This is a genomic window from Enterococcus mundtii (genome assembly GCF_002813755.1).
Taxonomy (GTDB): domain Bacteria; phylum Bacillota; class Bacilli; order Lactobacillales; family Enterococcaceae; genus Enterococcus_B; species Enterococcus_B mundtii.
On the sequence record NZ_CP018061.1, the window covers coordinates 2,561,800 to 2,586,715 of the forward strand.

At 38.0% G+C, this 24,916-nt stretch carries 19 protein-coding genes; 9 read left to right on the forward strand and 10 right to left on the reverse strand.

All coding sequences use genetic code 11. The features are described from left to right. Nucleotides 1-133 precede the first annotated feature (133 nt). Complete coding sequence (locus tag EM4838_RS12005; RefSeq protein WP_071866431.1) at nucleotides 134-952, reverse strand: GH25 family lysozyme; 819 nt, start codon at nucleotides 950-952, stop codon at nucleotides 134-136. 646 nt (nucleotides 953-1,598) lie between these two features. On the opposite strand from EM4838_RS12005, the gene nrdH reads away from it, so the two are divergent. The 3 genes from nrdH to nrdF all read left to right on the forward strand — a co-directional run bounded on the left by nrdH (nucleotide 1,599) and on the right by nrdF (nucleotide 5,180). Then, the gene (nrdH, locus tag EM4838_RS12015) at nucleotides 1,599-1,823 is read left to right on the forward strand and encodes a glutaredoxin-like protein NrdH (protein WP_010734318.1); all 225 of its coding nucleotides are present in this window, start codon (nucleotides 1,599-1,601) and stop codon (nucleotides 1,821-1,823) included. A gap of 181 nt (nucleotides 1,824-2,004) precedes the next feature. After that, nucleotides 2,005-4,164 (forward strand): class 1b ribonucleoside-diphosphate reductase subunit alpha, encoded by a 2,160-nt coding sequence (gene nrdE / locus EM4838_RS12020; protein ID WP_071866432.1) that lies wholly within the window; start codon nucleotides 2,005-2,007, stop codon nucleotides 4,162-4,164. A 50-nt stretch (nucleotides 4,165-4,214) separates the two neighbouring features. Beyond that, complete coding sequence (gene nrdF / locus EM4838_RS12025; RefSeq protein ID WP_010734316.1) at nucleotides 4,215-5,180, forward strand: class 1b ribonucleoside-diphosphate reductase subunit beta; 966 nt, start codon at nucleotides 4,215-4,217, stop codon at nucleotides 5,178-5,180. A gap of 75 nt (nucleotides 5,181-5,255) precedes the next feature. Here nrdF and EM4838_RS12030 read toward each other — a convergent pair whose 3' ends face one another. From EM4838_RS12030 to EM4838_RS12040, 3 genes are read right to left on the reverse strand one after another with little or no spacing between them, the layout of a single operon-like run. Next, on the reverse strand, nucleotides 5,256-6,290 hold the full coding sequence (locus EM4838_RS12030) for an NAD(P)H-dependent amine dehydrogenase family protein (protein ID WP_071866433.1): 1,035 nt from the start codon (nucleotides 6,288-6,290) through the stop codon (nucleotides 5,256-5,258). Between the two features lie 28 nt (nucleotides 6,291-6,318). Then, the gene (ald, locus tag EM4838_RS12035; protein ID WP_071866434.1) at nucleotides 6,319-7,419 is read right to left on the reverse strand and encodes an alanine dehydrogenase; all 1,101 of its coding nucleotides are present in this window, start codon (nucleotides 7,417-7,419) and stop codon (nucleotides 6,319-6,321) included. Between the two features lie 18 nt (nucleotides 7,420-7,437). Next, complete coding sequence (locus EM4838_RS12040; RefSeq protein WP_071866435.1) at nucleotides 7,438-8,778, reverse strand: aminotransferase class III-fold pyridoxal phosphate-dependent enzyme; 1,341 nt, start codon at nucleotides 8,776-8,778, stop codon at nucleotides 7,438-7,440. 286 nt (nucleotides 8,779-9,064) lie between these two features. Between EM4838_RS12040 and EM4838_RS12045 the strand changes: the two genes are divergently transcribed. Beyond that, a complete protein-coding gene (locus tag EM4838_RS12045) occupies nucleotides 9,065-10,093 on the forward strand; it encodes an AEC family transporter (protein ID WP_071866436.1) in 1,029 nt (342 codons plus the stop codon). Between the two features lie 39 nt (nucleotides 10,094-10,132). Further along, nucleotides 10,133-11,140: an NAD(P)-dependent oxidoreductase gene (locus tag EM4838_RS12050; protein WP_071866437.1), complete on the forward strand. Its 1,008-nt coding sequence runs from the start codon at nucleotides 10,133-10,135 to the stop codon at nucleotides 11,138-11,140. A 320-nt stretch (nucleotides 11,141-11,460) separates the two neighbouring features. Here the strand turns inward: EM4838_RS12050 and EM4838_RS12055 are convergent, their stop codons facing one another. Next, nucleotides 11,461-12,093, reverse strand: coding sequence for an NAD(P)H-binding protein (locus EM4838_RS12055; protein WP_071866438.1), 633 nt, complete (start codon nucleotides 12,091-12,093; stop codon nucleotides 11,461-11,463). 171 nt (nucleotides 12,094-12,264) lie between these two features. Here EM4838_RS12055 and EM4838_RS12060 point away from each other — a divergent pair, with 171 nt between their 5' ends. Then, nucleotides 12,265-13,173 carry a cation efflux transmembrane domain-containing protein gene (locus tag EM4838_RS12060; protein ID WP_071866439.1) on the forward strand — a complete coding sequence of 303 codons (909 nt, stop codon included), beginning with the start codon at nucleotides 12,265-12,267 and terminating at the stop codon, nucleotides 13,171-13,173. A 221-nt stretch (nucleotides 13,174-13,394) separates the two neighbouring features. On the opposite strand, the gene EM4838_RS12065 is transcribed toward EM4838_RS12060, so the two are convergent. The 5 genes from EM4838_RS12065 to EM4838_RS12090 all read right to left on the reverse strand — a co-directional run bounded on the left by EM4838_RS12065 (nucleotide 13,395) and on the right by EM4838_RS12090 (nucleotide 20,725). Continuing rightward, nucleotides 13,395-14,261, reverse strand: coding sequence for a helix-turn-helix domain-containing protein (locus tag EM4838_RS12065; RefSeq protein WP_071866440.1), 867 nt, complete (start codon nucleotides 14,259-14,261; stop codon nucleotides 13,395-13,397). Between the two features lie 777 nt (nucleotides 14,262-15,038). Next, entirely contained in the window at nucleotides 15,039-18,056 is a 3,018-nt protein-coding gene (locus EM4838_RS12075) for a polysaccharide lyase 8 family protein (RefSeq protein ID WP_071866442.1), read from the reverse strand. Nucleotides 18,057-18,193: 137 nt separating this feature from the next. Next, complete coding sequence (locus EM4838_RS12080) at nucleotides 18,194-18,994, reverse strand: PTS system mannose/fructose/sorbose family transporter subunit IID (RefSeq protein WP_029593929.1); 801 nt, start codon at nucleotides 18,992-18,994, stop codon at nucleotides 18,194-18,196. Next, nucleotides 18,987-19,784: a PTS mannose/fructose/sorbose/N-acetylgalactosamine transporter subunit IIC gene (locus tag EM4838_RS12085; RefSeq protein WP_010734299.1), complete on the reverse strand. Its 798-nt coding sequence runs from the start codon at nucleotides 19,782-19,784 to the stop codon at nucleotides 18,987-18,989. The genes EM4838_RS12080 and EM4838_RS12085 overlap by 8 nt, the downstream gene beginning before the upstream one ends. A gap of 17 nt (nucleotides 19,785-19,801) precedes the next feature. Continuing rightward, nucleotides 19,802-20,725: a PTS sugar transporter subunit IIAB gene (locus EM4838_RS12090; protein WP_081367413.1), complete on the reverse strand. Its 924-nt coding sequence runs from the start codon at nucleotides 20,723-20,725 to the stop codon at nucleotides 19,802-19,804. Nucleotides 20,726-20,941: 216 nt separating this feature from the next. On the opposite strand from EM4838_RS12090, the gene EM4838_RS12095 reads away from it, so the two are divergent. From EM4838_RS12095 to EM4838_RS12105, 3 genes are all read left to right on the forward strand, one after another. After that, a complete protein-coding gene (locus EM4838_RS12095; protein WP_029593931.1) occupies nucleotides 20,942-21,649 on the forward strand; it encodes a GntR family transcriptional regulator in 708 nt (235 codons plus the stop codon). 266 nt (nucleotides 21,650-21,915) lie between these two features. Next, on the forward strand, nucleotides 21,916-23,079 hold the full coding sequence (locus EM4838_RS12100) for a glycoside hydrolase family 88 protein (RefSeq protein ID WP_071866443.1): 1,164 nt from the start codon (nucleotides 21,916-21,918) through the stop codon (nucleotides 23,077-23,079). Nucleotides 23,080-23,091: 12 nt separating this feature from the next. Beyond that, on the forward strand, nucleotides 23,092-24,879 hold the full coding sequence (locus EM4838_RS12105) for a glycoside hydrolase family 35 protein (protein WP_071866444.1): 1,788 nt from the start codon (nucleotides 23,092-23,094) through the stop codon (nucleotides 24,877-24,879). Nucleotides 24,880-24,916 lie beyond the last annotated feature (37 nt).

The window sequence follows — 24,916 nt, forward strand, 5'->3', positions numbered from 1 at the left end:
CCGGTAGTTGTCAGTTGATTTTTCCAAACTAAACAGTTCGTATCACACACTTTGAGAATAAAGCGACAACCACGAAAATCAAAAAATTTTCGTGGTTGTCTTTTTGTTTCTTACGCTAAAAAACAAACTTCATTTAACTTGTAAATTTTTTCAAATAGTCAGTACTTACATCAAAATGACGGGCAGGAAATTCTGGGAAATACAGATCACTTGCCCACTGCCATGCTGCTGTATCTGTATGCAAAGGATTTTTATCAGAAGGATCATACGGCCACTGTGCAACCCAACAATTTTCTTTTCCTAGACGTGTCATATCTAGCTTGTTTTCGGTAAACCAAGAAGCACTCGAATAGTGGATGACGTTTTGATAGCCTCCCTGTTGGATCTCTTTTTGGAAAATCAACGCATTATCTGTCACTTTGTCCAAGTTCATCTTTGGATTTTCACTATCGTTGACAACCACAGTTGATGATGGCAGGTTCAACTCTTTCATATAATCCAATAAAAACTGGGCTTCCCCTTTTGTATCAGCTTCTTCATTGAACCACGCATAATGATAGACACTTACTTTTAGACCTGCTGCAACGGCTGAAGCAATCTGTTCAGGAGCAAGCGGATTTTTATACGAGTCTCCTTCAGTCAATTTCACGACTACACCCTTAATGCCATAGTTTTTCATCGTTTGAAACTCTTCACTCGATATCTTGCCGTTATTAGAAGATATGTCAATAAAATCTTTAGCTGGTCTTCCTGATTCGGCAGCGGAGATTCCAGAATCGTCTGTCAGACTTCGAGTGAGTGATTCTGAGAATTGGCTGCTGCTACCTAACTCATGTTGATTTTTTTCAGTAATCATAGGCTTGATTGGAATCAAAGTTGCCTGTGCTGTTCCTCCAACGTAAACTAGTAAAGTAAAACAAATAACACCTACCCATTTGATCATTGTACGCATCTTGGATCGCTTCCTTTTATTGAATTTTCAAAGCATCAACAAGACGTCCTGTTGGCTCCATTTAACCAAAAATCAAGAAATAAAAAAACAGATAACATGACAATTAACTAATTTTTAAACATAACATTGTTATTAAAAAATAAAAATATTGTTAGTTCAATTTTTACAATATTTATCATCTTACTACTATATATAGTAAGTACTCTTTTGACTTTTGCTATTTTGATTCGAGTTTCTCTTTTCGATGATCCCTAGACGCTTCATGATCATTTTTCATTTTGTGAAAAAATTTCTATCTCTAAAATGTATAAATACCTTTTTCTTCTGGTTTTGATCTACAATTATTTCTCTTCTTCTTTCCATCTTTTTGCATACCTTTTTCGTTTGTGATTTTTCGATCGAACATTCATTTATTGGCAAGTAAAGGTTAAAAAAATATTTTTTAACGGAGTTTTCCACAAGCATTTCTGTATTAATACAAGCGAATCTGCACGAGATACTTGTTTTCATTGTTTTTCAAAAACCACAAAACATAGTATTCCACAATTTCCACAACACAAGATGTAGTGTTTGTTGATTGACTTTTTTACTAATAGATTTATACTATTGATTATAGAGAAAACACATGGGCAGGAGGCAAATAATAATGAACGTAAAAATCTTTTCAAAAAATAATTGTATGCAATGTAAAATGGTGAAACGCTTTTTAGCTGAAAATAAAATCGACTTTGAAGAAGTAAATATCGATGAACAACCTGAAGCAATCTCATGGTTAAAAGACCAAGGATTCCAAAGTGTTCCGGTCATCACTTCTGACGCAGCGACTGTCATTGGTTTTAGACCAGATCAACTACGTCACTTAGCTAGCTAAGAATCATTCAAACAGTTGTCAAATAGATCGAGGATTTACTTGATCCTCTGCCACCATGGATTTGATGGACTTACGGATATTCTCCGTAACCTCCCCAAATCCTTTTTTACAGCAATGAACACCACTATATCTTGTGGTCAAACATGTATCATCAAAATCAAAAAGAAGGTTGGGCGTATGTATGAGTCTTAAAAATCTAAAAGATGTCAGCTACTTTAAGCTGAATAATGAAATCAATCGACCAGTCAACGGGCAAATCCCTTTAAATAAAGATAAAGAAGCTTTAGCTGCTTTTTTTGAAGAAAATGTCAAACCAAATACGATGATGTTTCCAACAGTGATCGACAAAATCCAGTATTTGATCGACAACCAATATTTAGAAGCAGAGTTCATTCAATTATATAGTAGTGAATTTATTGAAAAACTTTATCAATTCCTATTCGAACAAAACTTTACATTTAAATCATTCATGGCAGCCTATAAGTTCTACTCTCAATATGCGTTAAAAACAAATGATGGTTCTGCCTACTTGGAATCTTATGAAGATCGTGTCGCATTCAATGCGTTGTACTTTGCGAATGGCGACGAAGAACTAGCCTTAGCTTTAGCTGATGAAATGATCCACCAACGTTATCAACCAGCAACCCCTTCATTTTTGAATGCTGGACGTAAACGTCGCGGTGAACTTGTTTCTTGTTTCTTGACTCAAGTAACGGATGATATGAATTCGATCGGTCGTTCGATCAACTCTGCCTTACAACTTTCACGAATCGGTGGCGGTGTTGGGATCACTCTTTCTAACCTACGTGAAGCCGGAGCGCCGATCAAAGGATACGAAGGTGCAGCTAGCGGTGTTGTTCCAGTAATGAAATTGTTTGAAGATAGCTTTAGTTATTCGAACCAATTAGGACAACGTCAAGGTGCGGGTGTCGTTTATTTAAACGTCTTCCACCCAGACATCATGATGTTCCTTTCAGCAAAAAAAGAAAATGCAGATGAAAAGATTCGCGTGAAGACTTTATCACTTGGTGTGATCGTCCCAGATAAATTCTATGAATTAGCACGTAAAAATCAAGAAATGTATCTATTCAGTCCTTATAGTGTGGAAAAAGAATATGGTGTGCCATTTTCTTATGTAGATATCACTGCGGAATATGACAACTTGGTAGCAAATCCAAATATCCGTAAACAAAAAATCAAAGCCCGTGATTTAGAAAACGAGATCTCTAAATTACAACAAGAGTCTGGTTATCCGTATATCATCAATATTGATACAGCAAATCGTGAAAATCCTGTAGACGGTAAAATCATCATGAGTAACTTATGTTCTGAGATTTTACAAGTACAGACACCTTCTGTCATCAATGGCAAGCAAGAATATGAAGAGTTAGGGACAGACATCTCATGTAACTTAGGTTCTACAAACATCGTCAATTTGATGGACAGCCCTGACTTTGGTCGTTCTGTCCGCACGATGACTCGTGCATTGACGTATATCACAGATGCTTCAGACATTGACGTGGTTCCACCGATCCAAAACGGGAACAAATTGAACCATACGATCGGACTTGGTGCTATGGGACTTCATACTTATTTTGCCAAAGAGCAAATGGAATATGGTTCCGAAGAATCAATTGATTTTACCAATGTTTATTTCATGTTGTTGAATTACTGGACACTTGTTGAAAGTAACAATATCGCACGTGAGAGAAAACAAGTCTTCCATAATTTCGAAAAATCAGCTTATGCAGACGGCACTTATTTTGATAAATATGTCACTGGCGAATTCCAACCAAAATCTGAACGAGTTGCTGCTTTGTTTGATGGTATCTTTATTCCGACTGCCCAAGACTGGGAAAACTTGAAGCAAGCAATCATGAAAGATGGTTTGTACCACCAAAATCGTTTAGCTGTAGCACCTAATGGTTCTATTTCTTATATCAACGATACGAGTGCAAGTATCCATCCGATCACTCGTATGATCGAAGAACGCCAAGAAAAGAAAATTGGGAAAATCTATTACCCAGCGCCTTATTTATCAAATGAAACAATCCCGTATTACACTTCTGCTTATGATATGGATATGCGTAAAGTGATCGATATTTATGCCACAGCACAAAAACATGTGGATCAAGGAATGAGTATGACGTTGTTTATGCGTTCAGAAATCCCAGAAGGTTTGTACGAATGGAAAGAAACGACAAAACAATCCACACGTGATCTAAATATTCTAAGACACTATGCTTTCCACAAAGGAATCAAATCGATTTATTATGTACGTACGTTTACAGACGATGCAGAAGAAATCGGCAGCAACCAATGTGAAAGCTGTGTGATCTAATTTCACTTAGTGATAGAACCGTTACTGGATTTTAATAAAGGAGCATTCTCATGTCAGAAACTTATTATGCAGCGATAAACTGGAATGAAATTGAAGATATCATTGATAAATCGACTTGGGAGAAATTAACTGAGCAATTTTGGTTAGACACACGTATCCCTTTGTCAAATGATTTAGACGACTGGCGTACGCTTTCCCAATTAGAAAAAGATACAGTTGGTCACGTATTTGGTGGATTGACTTTACTTGATACCGTCCAATCAGAAAGCGGGATGGATCAATTACGTAAAGATGTCCGCACGCCCCATGAAGAAGCGGTATTGAACAATATCCAATTCATGGAGTCTGTCCATGCGAAAAGTTACTCTTCGATCTTCAGTACATTGAATACGAAAAAAGAAATCGAAGAAATCTTTGAATGGACGAATACCAATCCTTATTTACAGAAAAAAGCTGAGCGTATCAATGAGATCTACAAAAACGGTACGCCGTTAGAGAAAAAAATTGCGAGTGTCTTTTTAGAAACCTTCTTATTTTACTCAGGATTCTATACACCACTTTATTATTTAGGAAATAATAAATTAGCCAACGTGGCAGAGATCATCAAGTTGATCATTCGTGACGAATCTGTCCATGGCACGTATATTGGCTATAAATTCCAACTAGGTTACAACGAATTACCTGAAGAAGAACAAGAAACATTGAAAGACTGGATGTATAATTTGTTATATGAATTATACGAAAACGAAGAGCGCTACACAGAAGAATTATATGATCCAATCGGTTGGACGGAAGAAGTCAAAACATTCTTGCGCTACAATGCAAATAAAGCATTGATGAATCTAGGAATGGACCCACTATTCCCTGATACAGCAAACGATGTCAACCCAATCGTGATGAATGGGATCTCTACTGGTACAAGTAACCACGATTTCTTCTCTCAAGTCGGAAACGGCTACCTATTAGGTAACGTGGAAGCGATGAAAGATGAAGATTACTTGATTGGTTTAGACTAAACGAAAAAGAGCTTGGATATTGCATCCTCGCTCTTTTTTTGTTTCTCTTTAACCAACTGACAACCTTAGTTCTTCCTATTTTTTATCTAAATAAAGATGTGCTGGATACGTCATATATTCGACAGGTTGCAATTGATCGATCGTGACATAGCCTGCATTGGAATTGATCACTGTCGGTATCCGGTTGATCAACGTAGCGCACGTATGCTTTGGTGTATCTGGTTTGGTTACTTCAAATTGCATACTTGGCGTTCCTTCGATCGACCAAGTACATAGATCTCCTTCACCTGTCTGATAGACTTTTCCAGTACAACCGACTTCCACAACTGGTCCTTGTACCGTTTCGATCGTTGCAACGGCAGACATCCCAATTGCTTCGCCTGCCTTGATTGTCCGCCCCATGGTTTTTGACGGAATATCTTTATCTAAAATGATTGGAACGTTTTTTTGAGAAATGCGTTTGATCGACCAATCCATTTTGGCACAGATCGCTTCAGCGGTCATCCAAGAATAGGAAGGCAAATCGGTTGCATTGGCAATTTCTTTGTCAAATCTTTCTTGATCATAGCCCACACCATGCGCTTCCGCTAACGCTTTTCCATAGTGTTCGACATCATAACTAACTTCCCCACTGATTTTTTGTACATCATTCACGCCAGCAGCCAGCAGCGTTGGAAACGACACCCAGTAAATATCTTGCATTCCTGTTCCTGAAATCGTCACGTTGTTGGCTTTTGCGATTTTATCTAAACGATTGGTTTCTGCAACCGAAGTCGTCCAAGGATACAAAGCTTCTTCACCGATCGTTAAAACATTGACTCCATAGGTCAAGGGTATCTCTAAACTCGGCATGAAATCTTTGATATAACTAGCAATCGTGACTAAAGCGACATCGGCATCACAGTTTTGAAATACTTCATGAGGATCGCTGGAGATTTTAATACCTAAGGCTTGTTCATAGCCTAAATATAAGCCTAGATCTTGACCGATTGCCTCTGGACGATTGTCTACAGCTCCAACGATTTCAATATCTTTTGCCAAGGCATATTTGATAATCTCTTTCGACATTTTTCCACAGCCGACTTGGACCATACGAATTTTTTTAGTCATTTTATTCCCTCACTTTTTTTAAAGATTTTTAAACAAGCTCACGAACATCAACTACTGTTCGCTCAAACACCTCACCTACTTCAGGACAGGTCAGTCTTCCTTTATACGTACTGATACCTGGAATGATTTCTGGATAGGTTTGGATCACGTCAGTCAGTGATTGAGAGGCTAATCCTTTGATATATCTCATCGTGACATTCGTTAAAGCTAACGTAGACGTTTGAGGAACTAAACCTGGCATATTCGCAACCGAGTAGTGGATCACTCCATGTTTAACGAAAGTCGGTTCTTCATGGGTGGTTGGCTGGCTCGTTTCAAAACAGCCCCCTTGGTCAATCGCAATATCCACCAAGATCGTTCCTTCTTTCATTTGCTTCACTAATTCTTCTGTGATAAGATGTGGGGCTTTTTTACCTGGTAATAAGACTGAACCAATCACGATATCACTAGTCAATGCCATTTTCTCAATATTCGTTGGGCTTGAGTAGAGGGTTTTTACTTGCCCATTAAACATCTCTGACAATTCACGTAAGCGGTCGACATTGATATCTAAGATCGTCACATCTGCCCCTAATCCGTGCAAGTAATGCGCGGCACTCACTCCGGCGATCCCACCACCTAAAATAGTTGCCTGAACTGGTAAAACACCGGTTACACCTGAAATCAATTTTCCACTTTGCTTCGCTAAAATCTCCGCACCCAATAGACCCCCTAAACGGCCAGCGACTTCACTCATTGGTGCGAGTAATGGAAATGCTCCGTTTTTCGTAACCATTTCATAGGCAATTGCGGTTGTCCCAGACTTGATCAACGCTTCGGTCAATTCAAGATTTGCGGCTAGATGCAAGTACGTAAATAAAATCAAGTCTTTTCTAAAATATTGATATTCCGATGCTAGTGGTTCTTTGACTTTCACGACGATTTCTGCCGACCAGACTGTCTCTGGATCAGCTTTGATTTGAGCGCCAGCTTCACGGTATTGACTATCTGTAAAGCCTGACCCTTCCCCTGCACGTTCTTCCACATAAACGGTATGACCAGCTGTAACTATCTCTTTTACTCCTGCAGGTGTCACGCCTACACGTTTCTCTGAATTTTTGATTTCTTTTGGTACACCAATGATTGTCATATTATATCCTCCTTTGAATTATTGTTGCTTTTGCCACTCCTCAAAGCCCATATGAATCGCATCGAATAGTTGATCTGCGTTTTCCTTTGAAAAGGTCAACGATGGTGAAATGATAATCGTTTGTAATTCATCACGGAGCAAGACACCTGCATTGATGGCATAATCAGCAACTGCTTGCACATTTTTTGCTGTTTGTTCCACATCATATTTCCCTGTATTCTCAAAATCGATAGCGATCATCAAGCCTTTTCCACGAACATCACTAATGCAGTCATATTTTCCTTCAATACCTTTTAGACGTTCCAATAAATATGCACCGACTTCACGAGCATTTTCAACTAAGTTTTCTTCTTCCACAATACGTAAAGCTTCTAATGCTGCCACGCAGCCGAGCGGGTGTCCACCGTAAGTATGCCCATGGATAATGACATTAGCTCCATTGGTCGCTGATTCGATGCCTTCAACAATGCGTTTGTTAAAAACAGTTGCCCCTAGTGGAACATACCCAGAAGATAATCCTTTTGCTAGAACCATGGCATCTGGTTTGATGCCCCAGCCACGACTACCAAAAAGATATCCTGAACGGCCAAAACCTGTCACAACTTCATCTGCAATCAATAAAATATCATAAGTATCACAAACTTCCCTTAAAGCTGGCCAATAAGAAGTTGGTGGAACGATGATACCGCCAGCACCTTGGATCGGCTCAGCAATAAATGCAGCAATATGATCTGCGCCAATCTGTTCAATCGTTTCAACTAGTTCAGCGATACAGAGTTTTGTCAATTCTTCTGGATCTTGGCAATTCCATTTATTTTTCTTCAAATGTGGAGAAGAAACACGTACACAATCTTGTAAACCTGGACCAATAAATTCCCGATAGATGGGGTTACCACCTATCGACGTTCCACCATAATGCATCCCATGATAGGCTTTTTCCAATGACAGAAATACTTTCTTTGTCGGTTTACCTACTGCTTGCCAGTATTGTCTTGTTATTTTCAACGCAGTATCTACTGAATCACTTCCTCCAGAAGTAAAGAATACTTTCGCCATCTCTTCTTCTTGCGTCATTTGAATGATTTTTTCTGCCAAGTCATATGCCTTGGGATGGGCAATATTCGTAAACAATTGATAGTAAGATAATTTTTCCATTTGATCAGCAATTGCTCGGTTCATTTCAGGGCGATTATGACCAACGTTCATACACCATAATCCACCGACACCATCGAGTAATTTTCTCCCTGTATCATCATAGATAAAATTCCCATCTCCACGTTCGATAACGATCGTTTCTTCTTCACTTGCTCGGGTATCCGTCATCGGATGCCAAAAATACTTTTTCTTGCGATTGTTCATATTATTCTCTCCTTTATCTGCTTTCCTGTTTACATGTTAAGACTAAAGGGTAGAACTACTCTAAGGTCAATCTTTTTTTATTATTTTAATAAAATCGCTTACATTGAAAAAAGTAAAAAATCACTTATATAGAAGAAAAAATACTTTTGTAATTTTATTTGTAAAGCATATTGACCTTAGAACGATTCTAACCTCTAGGATGTGATTGAGGAGGATTGGTAAACATGCACAGCTGATTCAAATAAACAAATTAAAACATTCACAAGAATTGAGGAGGAAAATTTAAATGTCACTATCAGAAACATTGAGCAATGTCATCAACATGGAAATTATCAGTGCGATCACTTCCACACTGTTTATTATATTATTAGGTTACTTTTTAAGAAAGCACGAGATTTTCTCATCAGATGTCGGAAAGACATTGTCTAAGGTCGTCTTAACTGTCGCAATTCCTGCATTAGCTTTTAATTCGTTTATGCAGGACTTGAATGATGAAGTATTGAATCAAGGAATCAACATTTTGATTCTTGGGATATTGGTCCACGTTTTCTTGATTTTTCTAAGTAAATTCTTCTTTTTTAGATATGCACCAAATAAAGAAGACACATTGCGTGTACTCTCTATTTTCGGGTCAACAACATTTTTCGGTATTCCTGTTGTCGGTGCAGTCTTTGGCGCAGAAGGGATTTTGTACGCATCGATTTTTAACATTGGTTATCGTATCTTTTTATACTCTTATGCTTATTTAAAAATGAGTGGATTGAAAATGGCACGCAAGAATATTAAAGAAATGATCTTGAACCCAATCGTATTGGCAACTTTTATCGGATTATTTATTTGGCTCTTCCAAGATAGCTTACCTCAAATTGCTCAGTCTAGTTCTGAATCTGTTGCTTTTTTAAGAATCGATCAGACGTTGCCATGGCTATTTAAACCTTTGACGTTCCTCTCTAGTTTAGCCTCCCCACTCGCTTGGTTGGCAATCGGGATCACATTAGGCGATCTGCCATTCGGAAAAACCCTCAGCAGTCACACCTCTTGGTACTATTCATTCATCAAAGTCATTGTCTTCCCACTTGTGATTTTACTTTCAATTTTACTGTTGAACGCAATGAATATTTTACCAGTGAACGCAGTTGGTCTAAGTACGATAATCATTATGATGGCTACTCCGGCTGCAACAGTTGCGGTTGCTTATGCCATCAACTTTGAAAAAGAAGCAGTACTTGCCTCTAACGCCTCCTTGCTTTCTACACTCTTCTCGATCGTGTTGATCCCTATCTGGATCATCGTCTTAAACTTGCTTGGAAATTAACCCACATTATATAATTAATTAACGAAAGGAAACTATACTATGAAAAATTTAAATGTTGTATGTTATGGTGTTCGTCCTGCTGAAAGATCTCTCTTTCAGCAGTTGAATATCCACGGATTCAATTTGAATCTCGTAGAAGATTTATTGAATGAGACAAACTATACAGAAGCAAAAGGAATGGATGCCGTCATTCTTAGAGGTAACTGTTTAGCAAATCGCATAAATATCGAACGTTTTGCCCAATTTGGGATCAAGTTCCTACTCACACGTACAGTTGGGACAAATCATATTGATTTAATGGCAGCTCACGATCATGGAATGCAAGTCGCGTATGTACCATTTTATTCACCAAATGCAATCGCTGAATTATCTGTTACTTTAGCAATGATGCTTTTACGTAGAACAACTCATACAACGAATAAAACAGCTTCTTATAATTTTACGATTGATCGCTTTATGTTCAGTAAAGAAGTCCGAAACTGTACAGTTGGAATCGTTGGCGTGGGGAACATCGGACTAACAGAAGCAAAACTTTTCAAAGGATTAGGCGCAACGGTGATTGGGAATGATCTATATCCAAGTGAAGAAGCAAAAGCAGCCATCGAATTTAAGTCTCTTGATGACTTACTGGCAGAAAGTGATATCGTCAGTATCCATATTCCTTACATCCCCGGTAAAAATGAACGTTTCATTAATAAAGATTTTATCGAAAAAATGAAGGATGATGCGATTTTGATCAACACTGCTAGAGGAGAATTACAGGATAATCAAGCAATTCTTGATGCGTTGACGAGCAAAAAACTATCTGGATTTGGTACAGATGTCTTGCCTAATGAAGCGCTGATTTTCAACAAAAATTTTGATGAAGATCCGTTATTGATCGATGCAACAGCTAAGGCGCTGATCGATATGTATCCGCGAGTGATCGTTACACCACATATTGGTTCGAATACCGATGAAGCAGTATCAAATATGATCGAAACAAGTTTTGACAATCTCTATAAAATGTTCAATCAATTGGACTGTGCCAACATGCTTTCTAGTTAGGCTGGAGCATTGACAGCAAAGAACTAGCGATCCGATATTGGGACAGAAGTGTTTCCCCTCAACAAATAAGGCGACAACCATGAAAATTGCTCTTCCAATTTTTGTGGTAGTTGCCTTATTTTAAAAGAGACTACTTGATTCCCGCCGTTGATTTGTTTGTATGGTCACAGACAAAAGTGAATCTTACGTTTGTTTTAACTACTTTCCTTTCGATCATCACAAAAAATAGTAAGACAGAATCCCCAGAAAATCAAAGAATACTTTCTGGGGGTCCTGCCTTATTTCAAAGCTGAAAATTTCTGTCAAACCTCAATTATTTTTTACTCGTGTATTTTTCCCTTTGCTGTTAATGCAATAGAGTCATACATATGAGTAGTTGGCTCGTTGATCAAAGTTGCTAGGTACTTCCCTACAGTTTGTCGGCTGATTTCACCAATGAGACTTTTTCCGTTTCTATTCTCGATACGAATATCCTCAATGATCTCTTTATCGGTTAACCAATTGGGGCGGATGATGGTAAAGTCTAGATGACTGTTCTCAATCAAATCTGCTGCAATACGCTGATCCCCTAAATAAGTATCAGGATCGCGATAGTCGCCCAACTCTGCAATTGCTTCTTCGTCATTGAAGTCAACTTCACCGTAGATCCCAAGTGTTGCCATCCAATATACGCGTTTGATCTTATTCTGGTTCATCGCCTCGATCACATGTTTAGCTAAAAGCACCATGTTGTAAGGACCTAAGCAAGAGTAGACGATATCAATGCCTTTCATTGCATGAACCAAATCATCTAGATTCGTCGCATCACCAATGATACTTCGCTCCTTATCAAAGACTTTATCCGGATTTCTTAAAAATAAAGTTACATTCACCGTAGGATCATTTTTTAAAAATTCATAGCTATATCTAGCAATTGGTGCTGATGCACCAAGGATCAATACGTTCTTTTTCAATCTATTTCCACCTCTAGTTTTGATTTTTTACTTGTACAACGCTCCTCCTTTGATAAGATGAGTAAAGTATAAGGCTTAGAACGACTCTAACCGCAAGTATTTATTCGCCTCTTTTATTACAATCAGTATGATTCTCAAAAAAGCATCTATTCCAGAAAGGGTTTTAGTTATATGAAAAATACGCAAAAAATAAAAAAAATATTAACTGCCTCCATCATTGCAGGAACCGTTTATGGTCTTTTAGCGCTACTTACGGGATTGATGATCAATTACAATGTCCTCTTGCTTGATGGTGTCTATACGATGGTCGGTGCGCTGATGTCTCTGATCGCATTATATATTGCTAAGTTTATCCAGACACAAGATTTTGAACGTTTTCCATTTGGAAAGGAATCACTGATGCCCTTGGTTGTTTTTATCCAATACAGTGTCATCCTATTGATTTCTTCCTATGGCCTGATTGAGTCTTTTTTCAGTTTGCTTTATGCAGATACCTATGTTGATTTGGCGATTGGCTTGCCCTTTTCTTTGTTTGGGACACTCTTTTGTTTCGTCTTTTATCTTTATTTGAAAAAAAATCCGATCAATCATTCCTTTTATAAGGTGGAGCTGGAACAATGGCGCTTCGGTTTTCTATTCAGTTTAGGAGTCGTGGTCTCGATCATCGTCTCTGGTTTACTAGCAAGAACGCCATATCTTGCCATCGCACAACTGATTGACCCAGTGATTTCTATTGGAATCACCATTTTTTATATTTATCTATCGGTGACTGAAATCAAAAATGCCACATTAGAACTTACTTATGCACCCCCAAAATATGAATTACGCGAAAAAATATTGTTAGTAGTTGATAAGCTCTTGCAAAATGTCGCCATCGAAACCTATGTCTTACGAATCGCAAAAGTAGGGGATCAAGTCATTCTTGAACTAGATATCGTGATTTTACCCGATAGTGAATTAGATAGTATCCGCGCGCAAGATCATCTAAGAGATAAACTCAACCGCAAAGTAACTGAAGGTTTCTCTGACTATTCTTTATGGCTGAATATCAACTTTATCGGTGATCTCAAGTGGGCTTAAGAAAGAGCATACTTTATAAAAAAACAGAAGCTCCCCCAATACGAAAACGATTGGGAAGCTTCTGTTTTTTCAATTGATCTGTGTTTGACTACATGCTTTAAGATTCATATATTCTCCTCACCGAATACAGATAAATTAGTTTATGATTCACATTGTTTAAAACCACGTTACTATATTTAGTTAAAAAATTATCTTGTATGTCAGATTTATTTCAGCTAACCTTATTTAGAAGACCCCCTTACCAAATGTCGGCTGATTTCTTTTTTCAATTCGGTAACAACTTCTTCTTCACTCGCCATAGATAAAAATTCTAGCCACTTAGTCACTTCTTCCGACTTTTGTTCACAGATGGATTTTCTAACCATAATAATCCCAAGGTAATCATATCTTTTCGCATTTTCAGCAAAACTATGTGCATAATCTAGTATATTTTTGCATTCAGTATACATAGCGTTCTCTAAAAATATTGTTGAAAAATTAGTTAATATTGACAAACGTAAAATTGATATTTCCTTTAATTTATTATACTTCTCCAAACTTCGTAACATTTTTGGAACAATGCTTTTGATCGTTTCTAAAGGTAAAAAGTAAAAAATAAAATTGATGGTCCTGATATCATCGTATGTCCAAGTATCAATCAAAGAAATCCTATCCCACACAATAGTCGCCAACTTCATACTTATGTCTGAAACGGTTAATTTATTTAATTCATTTAGTTCTATAAAAATATGTAAAATATGATTTATCTCGTTAATTTTATAATCATTATTATTTTGTAAATATCGTTCACATCGTTTAATTAACATATCTATCTTACTTCGTTGCGCATTAGATACCAAGGAATAAAAATCAACTAATATTTCTTGTCTTTCACTATTATTATATTCATTACAAATATATTCAAATTCATTAAACGATACATTGACTTGTTCTAATAGGTACTGCATTGTATCGAATGACGGTACTCTATTCTTACTCTCAAATTTAGAGAGGGTTGAACGTTCTAGATTTCCATTGCATATATTATTTTGTGAGATACCTTTAGATTTTCTTATCATTCTATATACATTTCCATAATTCCAAATCATGATTTTCTTCTCACTTTCTCTGAATTTTCTAACTATGTGACTTTGAGCCACACGATAAATTATACCATTTTTTTAATATATTATATGTTTGTAGAAAAAAGGAAAGGAGAATTGTTGGGAGTAATCGATGTAGGTTGATTATTTTAAAATAGTAAAAGTGAAATGTTTAAATTATTTGGCTTAGATGATTATGTAAGGAAAGACCATAGATAAAATAGTAGGTATAAAGTCTATAGATGCTATATATGAATTTATTATAAAGAAGTAGGTGGACATTTGGTACACGATAAAAACTGGACTAAAAATGAAATGTTTTTAGCGCTATTAAAACTATCAATTATTATAAATATTGTCGGAAATTTTGTTACTAATCTGAAAGATAGTGGCGGATTACTTTACCTCAATCTATTATTCGGTGTCTGCTTTCTGCATATTCTTAGATATTACAATCTGAAAGTTATAGAAAAGTATTTTTATATAACTTTGGAAATATTATTATCACTAATAGCAATATTTTACTTTATATCATCTACAGTCAATTCTCTCAAATAAGGAATATGTACTGAAATATTAAAAATATAACTTCACTAATGGACCATGAGTGACTTTCTCGTGTTCCATTAGTGATCTTTTCTTATGCAGACATCGGTGATCTCAAGTGGGTTTAAGAAAGAGCATACTTTATAAAAAACAGAAGCTCCTCCAATACGAAAACGATTGGGAAGCTTCTGTTTTTTTCAATTGATCTGTGTTTAATTATGACCTAGAAAGGTAGATCTATTTGACAACAATCTCTTTGCTTTCAAATTGACCGAAATCAATGGTAAACGTATTGGTTTGACTATCATAGACAATCCCCTCACTCGTAGACGCCACGTCAGTAAAATCACTTGGTACACGAAGTGTTACTGGTTCAGTTTGTTGCGTTGGATTGGCAATTGTATAAACTGTTTGTTCTGCCTTCGTTTGTTTTAGTAAAGAAATTGGTTTATTCGTTTTGATTCCTACCAGTTCTCCGCCTTGTTCTTGCCAAAAATTGATGCCTAAATAACCAGATATTTTCACTTCGACTGCTTGGATTTCTTTGGTATTTTGCAAAATCGCAACTGGCTGTTTTGCTGCATAATCTGCTAATTCCGATTGAGTCTTGCCGGGCAACATCACATAAGCATATTCTGCATCTTTTGGTTGCTGTCCATGATTGATTGAGAAGGTGCGGTAGTCACCTGTATATGGTGTATCACTAGGAAATGCTTCATTGATTTCTCGATAAGTACCTGTACGTGTCTCACTGATCACATCGACTGTTTCCTTCTGTGGGAAATAATAACCGATCGACGCATGTTGATGATCTGATTCTAACAATAACCAAGAGGCTTCCTTCGTTTGTTGTGACTGATCAATCATTCCTTTATCCGAAAGCACTTGATACGTATACGAATCATTTAATAAGCGATTATCAACGATTGTTTCAATTGAGGCAGTTGTATCTCCTGTAATACCGGCACCTAAGGCAATGATTTGCCCATCCAATGTAAACCATGACTTCTTCCCTTGAACATTCATCGGTAAGGGCGTTCCATTATTCTTTGTTCCTTCTTTGTTAAGAGCCATTCCTACCACACCTTGATCTCCAGCCGCGGCACCGCCTACCCATGTTTCATTTGAAGTCACTGTAGTAAATGCTGAAACTTCATCTGCTAAAGGTACCGTATCGATGGTCGTACCAGGTAAACGATAAGGATCGACTGTTGGCCAATAACTCGAACCGAATTGGACTTGGTCATCATTGTAAAGATAAATCATCCCGTCAGACGTGTGCCAGCCTCGTTGATTTTCCAGATTTCCTGCTTCAAATGAAGAGATTCGCTTCGAATACATGCTTAATCCTAAATGGTAATTCTCTGTTCGTTGGACAAATCGATCCATTGCATGGTACATCTTTGTTCCGATGAACGGTAGTTGCTTACCCATCACCGTGGTATTAGCCAATAGCTCCGTTGTCATCATCAAATCATTGTAATCTCTCGTATTTGTCAAATAATAGTCAGGATTAGACAGCATCCAATATTTCACTGCTTCCTTTAATGCTTTTTGCTGTGTTTCAGGTGCAAATTTCGCCACGATCATTAAATTATACATCGTTGTTGATCCGTAACCCGTTTTTGTCGCAGCGGGCGTTCGAGAAATGGAGCGTCCATTGACTAAAGGCAACATTTCACCTTGATACACTAATGGGATAAATGCCGATTGTACGTTATCAACAAAGGACTTTATTTGATCAGCTGTCAACGTATAGCGAGATTCTTTGACGATCGATAAAATTTGGCCTACGCCTTTGACTAGTACATTCCCATAAGAGCCTGTATAAGGGATCGTTTCATGCTGGATAAATGAACCATCTTGATAAAATCCATCGCCATGGGTCACCAATTTAAAGACATCTGTGATACTCTCAACTGCTTGTGTCACTTTCGCTGGATCATTTTGTAAGAGCCCTAGTCCTAAGACAGTTTGCGCTAAATCTGTGCGATTCGCACCAGTCGTTGAAAAATTTGGTATAAAATCAAGCGCGACAAAAGTTCCTTGTGATTTTGTGTAGAGTTGTTTAAATGGATCGGGTACATATTTACTCAACACAGTCGTATACTCTTGAAGTTTCTCCTCTGGCACGTCTTCATCCAGTACCATCAAAATCGCCACAAATTTTTGAGCTACTCCGATTTGCCAATCCCACCAATTGCCATGATACTTTGTTCCATCATAGCCTTTTTTTGTGATCATAAAATCTAACCCACTTTGAATCGCTTGACTGATGACTTCATCTTGATAAAAACTTGTCCCATTCGTTCCGTATGCTAACGCTAGTTTTTGCAACTTTGTAAATTGCGTGGTTAAATCTGCCGAAGCGGTATTTCCAGATTCTAATGGCCATAGATAAGTGCGGTCAGGATCTTGATTCATTGTCTCGTAAAGTTTTTCTGCTTCGTTAGAAAGAGCGTTTACATAATTGGCAATCGCTGGATTAGCTAAATCGGTCGTTGTTGACACAAGTTGATCTTTCCAGTTTTCTTTCATTGTTTGAAATTCTTCTGTCGGTTCTTCCACTTGTAGACTATTGACCGCTCCACTACGCATGGAATAAATCGTTAATTTACTCTCATTCCCAAATAACCGAATCCCTGAATAACCTGACCAGTCCCCATTGATCGTTGTCCCATCAGAATAAAGAACTTCTTGATTTTCATACAACAAACGGTCGTTCAAATATGCTTGGAACGATGTTCCTTCATATCTTAGTAACAATTTATAGGTTTGTCCTGAAATCAGTGTAGGGCCTTTGATGGCTGTCAACCACTTTCCCCCAGGTTGCCCCAATTGCCATTCACCATCGCGCATATAGGCAAACGATTGCCAGTTCGATGTCGTCTGATCGTTTCCTCGAAAAACTAGTCCAAAATTGGTCTGTCCCTCATATAGAAACGTGTATTCTAGATCACCTGAGCTACGGACACCTGCATCTAATAATAACGACACAGACTCAAATTGTTGATTGATTTTCTGGTTTGCGATCTGTAACCCATTCTCGTTGGTATATTTATCTGCTTTTCCAACAATGTCTTGCCAAGTACCCAAATGCTGCGAAAAATCTGACTCATAGTTTCCTGATGTCGTATTTTTTTGCATGTCAGTCTGTGTTCCTTCTGCACCTACTTGTTGACTGTACCCTAACCCAATACCAACGAATAAACTACACCCTAATGTCACCACTAATTTTGTTGACCAACGCTTCATTTTGTTCTCCTTTTTGATTATAGATATTTTTTGAACTAAAAAAATCTGCAAGAAAGGCGCATTCTTATTTCGAACGATTCTTTCTTGCAGATCGGATCACGACCTTGCGATCACTTCATTCATTTTTTATGAATCATTTAAGCTAAGATCCCGGCAGCACTTAATGCAATCGAAAGAATCAAAATGATCCAGATCACGCGAGTTGAATTCAATTTCTTCTGACCTAACATCCAGTAAGTCAATAAGACTAATAAAACCGGTACTAATGAAGGTAAGATCGCATCTAATGTATCTTGAACAACTAACTCCACCCCATTTTGTTTGTAAACGAAAGGAACCGTTGCTTTGATAACTGACGGAATCAAGGCACCAATAACTGTGATCCCTAAAACAGTTGCTGCGTTGGTGAATGCTGTTAGTTTATTTTTCAGAGTCGTAACTAATTTAACTCCTTGCTTATAGCCAAGTGGTAATAATGCTGCTCGTCCAAAAAGTAAAGCGATATTGGCAATGATCCAGATCACACAGCCAACGACTGATCCGCTTTGTGCTAATGTACCCGCGATTGAACCAAAAATCGTTCCCCAGATGACATGGAATAATGAATCGCCTACCCCTGCCAATGAACCCATCAACGCTGTTTTCAACGCGACGATCGTATCTTTTGCTTTGTAACCATCTTCTTCTTCAATTGCCACATCGATCCCCATGATCAAGTTCCCAAAAATCGCATTCGTATTGAAAAATTGATTGTGGGTATTCATCATATCTTGTAATTGTGATTTGTCTTCCCCATAGAATTTTTTCAGTACAGGTAAAATACCATAGAGATAACCGGTACTCATCATACGCTCATAGTTCCAATTCAATTGGCTACCAAGGATATAGCGCCAACTGATGACATTCAATTCTTTTTTCGTTAACTTTTGATTACTCATCGCCATCAAAACCTCCTTCAAGTGTTCCAGTGGTTGTCACTGTTTGAGCAGTTGCTTCTTTTTCGTTATCTCGTTTGAATACTAACAATGCAGCAATAACACCAACGATTGAAATCCCAAGCATTGGTACTTGTAGATATGCTGATAAGAAGAAACCTAAAAGTAAGTAAGGAATATACTGTTTTGCTGGTAAATAATGTAAAAGGATGGCCACACCGACAACTGGTAGTACGCCACCTGCTGTACGTAATCCATTCATCAACCATTCAGGTGTATTTTCTGTGATTGTTGAGACTGCCGCATCTCCGACTAGTAACATCAATAAGATCGGGATTGCTCGAGAAAGCCCCCATAGGAATGAACCAGATAATACTAACCGTGGGATACTGTTGATACGCATATCTTCAATCGCACGATCTACACGGTGTAGCAAAAAGACATTACAGAAGCGAGCAACGACATCAAGCTGTAGCATCAGTAATGATACTGGTACAGCTAGACCGATCCCATATTCCGCGCCTTTACCAGAAATGACAGCAAACGCCGTTCCTAATACAGCGCCAGTAAAGAAGTCGGGTACAGATGCGCCCCCAAAAGCCGCAATCCCTAAACGCATCAATTGAAGGGTTCCCCCTACCATCAAGCCAGTTTCTAAATCTCCCATGATCATCCCGGAGATCATTCCCGCAATGGCTGGTTGTGTCAACGTATTTGAAATAAGTGAATCATTGATTGCAATAAAAGCATAAACTGTAATAAGAATAATTTGATACATGGCTAAATGTTGCATGATTATTTCCTCCTAAATCACTTTCTTAGTTTTTCCATAAAATCGACGACTGGATCATTTGGTACCAATTGAGCGGTCACTTTTATGTCTTTAGCTGCGATCGCTTCAAACACTGCTTCTTCTTCTTTCATGACTTTGATGCTTTTCGTGATTTCTCTCGCACCTTCTTTGTGACTCATGTTTCCTACATTGATTGCAGCCAGCTCACCGCCCGCTTCTAAATACCGCAAGACATCTGTTGGATTTTTAAAAAGTAAAAAAATACGTTGCTTGCCATATTTTCCAGATTGAACATTTTTTGCCGCCGCAGCAACAGTTAAAACGGATAGCCGCATAGATGTAGGCGCTGCCATTCTTAATGAAGATTTTTGTAAAGAATCCATTGCCGCCTCATCATTGATCACGATGATCCGTTGTGTATTCAAACTTGTGGACCAAATTCCTGCCACTTGCCCATGAATCAAGCGTTCATCAATCCGTACATTGACAATATTCGCTTTGCCTTTAAATTCCTTATATTGTGCTAGATCTTCCTCTGCCACTTGCGTTTCTTCCGCTTCCGTTGCGATCATCTTGTTTTTGACATCTACGATACCCCCGCGTGCCAAATCGATCAACGCCTCGATCGTTGCTTGTGGATTAAGGGTCGCTTCCATGACTAAAGGTAAAGACATCCCCGCAATAATTGTAACTTCTTCATCTTCTAAGTAATTTTTTAGCGCTGTGTTGCATGGTGTCCCACCTAGCAGATCTGCAATAATCAAGGTCGAACCGTTAAGGGCTTTCATTTTCTCAGTTAATTCATGTTCAAATTGCAAATTATCGCCATCTGGTCTTAAAGAAAGTGTATGAACATGTTCTTGCACGCCAACAATCATCTCTAAACTGGCTTTGACTCCATCGGCCATGCTACCATGACTGACCAATAAGATATTTCTCATCTCTCTTCCCCCTTAAATAAACATCTAAGCTACTTAACATGTTAGCTATTGATTACGTACACTATATCACATATCAACTCAAACGTAAACCTAACATCTTAACATATTATATTTTTTTCTTAAAAAATTTAGTTCCAAAATTAATCCATTGCCACAAACAAGTTAACATGTTATGGTAAGATTAATTGAATACCGCAAAAAAGGAGGTCTCATGTGGTGATTCCCAAATATGAACAAATTAAGCAAGAATTATTAGCTGAAATCAAAAATCATTTATTTGTTCCTGGAGATAAGTTTTACTCAGAAGCAGATATCAAGAAAAAATATTCTGTAAGCTCGATCACAGCCGTTAAAGCATTGAACGAACTTACAACCGCTGGCTATCTCTATCGCGTCCAAGGAAAAGGTACCTTTGTTTCTAAATCAAAAGTCTCTCAATCAGTCAAATTCTCTGATATCGAATTACATTCATTAGATAAAGAAAAGGTCAAGGTCGTTTCGATAGAAGAAGCGCAAGAACCTGACATTTTAGAAGAACTTGGACTACCGAAAAATGGTTCTTATTATCGCATCAAACGAGTGCGGTATTTTGAGGATATCCCTTTCCTTGTGCATATCACTCATCTGCCAAAACGTTTGGTCAAGGAACCTATTAGTAAAGACTTATCTCAATACTCCAGTATCTACGAGAGAGTGAGAAAAGATTTTGGGATCGACCTCTTCTCTCTTTCATCTGTTGAGACGAATGAAATCGTCTTTCCCGATGATCCAGAATTATTGAACTTGTTAAAGTTAAGCTTTCGCGAACCAGTCGTCAAACAAGTCAAGCATTCTTTCCTAGCTGACCGTAGCGTAGCCGAATATATCATCAGTTACAAACACTGGAAATATTTCAAAACAAAAATCGAAGTAGAAGCAGAATAAGTAGAACGGTAATAGCCGTAATTTCGCATCCATTGAATTAAATAAGCAAAACCAGAAGGAATCCATCAGACCGTTCTTTGAACGTTTTGTGGATTCCTTCTTAACTATATATATCTATCCATGATCAGAGTTACCTACTTAAAAAATAAATAAGGTTATTTATTTTCCGATTTTTCTGTTTTTTTATTTTGCCATTCGCTTTTTCTGATTATTTAGGTTATACTAGTTTAAAGTTAATATGTTAACAAATTAAGAGGAGTGGTATGATGGGATTACAACAAACAAAAGATTCCCTTATTTCCATAAGCAAGTCTGTCGATAGCGCCTGGCTAGCGAAACAAATTGATTGGTGTTGCAAAAAAATCGAACATAATATGACACGCTACGGTCTAGATTTTCCGTCGGCTTGCGCAACAAATGGGATCTATCGGATCAAACCTAATGATGACTGGACGAATGGCTTTTGGACTGGCATGTTATGGTTGGCTTATGAATGGACTGGCAAAGAGAAATTTCTCGTACGCGCCATGGAAAATATCCATAGTTTCAAAGAGCGTTTAACCACACATCACGTATTAGATCATCATGATATTGGTTTCTTATATAGTTTATCTGCTGGTGCAGGCTATCGTTTGACCAACAGCTTATTATGCAAAGAAGAATTGCTTCAAGCCGCAGATGTCTTACTTGCACGTTTCCAAGAAAAAGGACAATTCATTCAAGCTTGGGGCGCATACGGCGATCCTAAAGAATATCGCTTGATCATCGATTCATTGATCAACTTACCTTTATTATTCCAAGCTTCTGAGATTTCAGGTAATGATCATTACCGAGAAGTAGCAAAGAAACATTACGAAACAGTGTTACGTACCGTTGTTAGAGAAAACGCAACAACTTTCCATACGTATTATTTTGATCCTTCAACTGGTACACCAACTCACGGTGCCACACATCAGGGAAATAGCGATGCGTCGATTTGGGCACGTGGACAAAGTTGGGCTGTTCTTGGGATTCCTTTAAATGAAAGTTATTTAAGATCTTCGTCTTTACCTACAAATTATGAAGCAATCGTTGATGTCTTTTTGACACATTTACCAGAAGACCTTGTTCCTTATTGGGATTTTGATTTCACAGATGAACACCCTTCGGACAAAGATAGTTCAGCCTTAGCGATCACCGCCTGTGGATTATTAGAAGCCGCAAAAATGGAAGCGTATCCTCAGTCTGAAGAATTAGCGAAAGGAATGCTCTACCAATTAGGCGAACATTACACATCCTTGTCCGAACCTGATAATGAAGGTCTACTACTACATGGGGTATATGCCCATGCAGAAGGTAAAGGAATCGATGAACCTAATCTTTGGGGCGATTATTTCTACCTAGAAGCTCTGATGCGTTTAGCAAAACCCTCGTGGAAAAAATATTGGTAAGGAGAAACCAACATGCAAACTTTTGAAATAAAAGAAGACTTTCTTTTAGATGGGCAACCGATCAAATTGATCAGTGGCGCCATTCACTATTTTCGTCTTCCTCAATCACAATGGGAAGATAGCTTATATAACTTGAAAGCATTGGGCGCAAATACTGTCGAAACCTATATTCCTTGGAATATCCATGAACCCAAAGAAGGCGAATTCAACTTCGAAAGAATGAATGATTTCACTGCTTTTGTTGCACTTGCTCAACAACTCGGACTAATGGTGATCCTACGTCCTTCTGTATACATTTGTGCAGAATGGGAGTTTGGCGGTCTACCCGCTTGGTTATTAAAAGAACCAGGTATTCGTTTGCGTTCGACGGATGAACGATTTATGACAAAAGTCAAAAAATACTATGATGCCTTACTGCCTAAGATCCTACCTTTGCAGATTTCAAACGGTGGCCCTGTTATCATGATCCAAATCGAGAATGAATATGGTTCTTATGGAATGGAAAAAGCGTATCTACGTGAAACGAAGCAACTACTAGAGAATGCCGGAATCACTGTTCCTCTATTTACTTCTGATGGTGCTTGGAATGAAGTATTGGATGCTGGAACGCTGATTGAAGATGATGTATTCGTCACTGGTAATTTTGGTAGTCATTCTAAAGAGAATAGTGCGGTCTTGCAAGCCTTTTTTGAGAAGCATGGGAAAAAATGGCCCTTGATGTGTATGGAATATTGGGATGGTTGGTTCAATCGCTGGGGCGAGCCGATCATCAAACGAGATGCTCAAGACCTAGCGAATGAAGTCAAAGATATGTTAAAAGTTGGTTCTTTGAATCTGTACATGTTCCATGGAGGCACCAATTTTGGTTTTTATAATGGCTGTTCTGCTCGTGGAAATACCGACTTACCGCAATTGACAAGCTATGACTACGATGCGTTGCTCACTGAAGCTGGTGAACCTACAGAAAAATATTATGCTGTCCAACAAGCAATCAAAGAAGTTTGCCCCGACGTATGGCAAGCAGAACCACGTACAAAACAATTAGACTCTCTTGGGAGTTACCCAATTGATACTAGCGTTTCTTTACTAAATACAAAAGAAACACTAGCAAAAGCGGTACCTACCGCATATCCTATGACGATGGAACAAGTCAGCAATGGATATGGCTATGTCTTATATTCCTTAGTGCTGAAAAACTATTACCATGAAAACAAAGTTCGGATCATCGAAGCAAGTGATCGAGTTTCCGTTTATGTGGACGAAACCTATCAATTGACGCAAGACCAAACAACGATCGGTGAAGAGTTCATGATCCAAGGAAAGACAGAAAGCGAAGAAATCCAATTAGATGTATTAGTAGAAAATCATGGAAGAGTCAATTATGGCTCAAAATTGAATAACCCGACCCAAACAAAAGGGATTCGTGGCGGAATCATGCAAGATATCCATTTCCATCAAGGCTATCTACATTATCCTTTGCCACTATCAGCCGAGCAACTTCAGCTGATCGATTATCAAGCTGGCAAAAATCCAGCTCACCCTTCGTTTTACCAGGTATCATTTGATGTAACAGAACCTGTAGATACGTATATTGATTGTTCCGCATATGGAAAAGGTGTTGTTTTTGTCAATGGGATCAACTTAGGGCGTTATTGGAATCGTGGCCCCATCTATTCACTTTATTGTCCAAAAGATTTCCTTAACCAAGGGGCAAATGAAGTGGTGATCTTCGAAACAGAAGGTGTCGAGATCCACTCTTTAGATTTTCTCATAGAACCGAAAGTTGAGCAAAGTGTTTGATAATGATAACTAAACAAAGACGAGGGTCATCATCTGA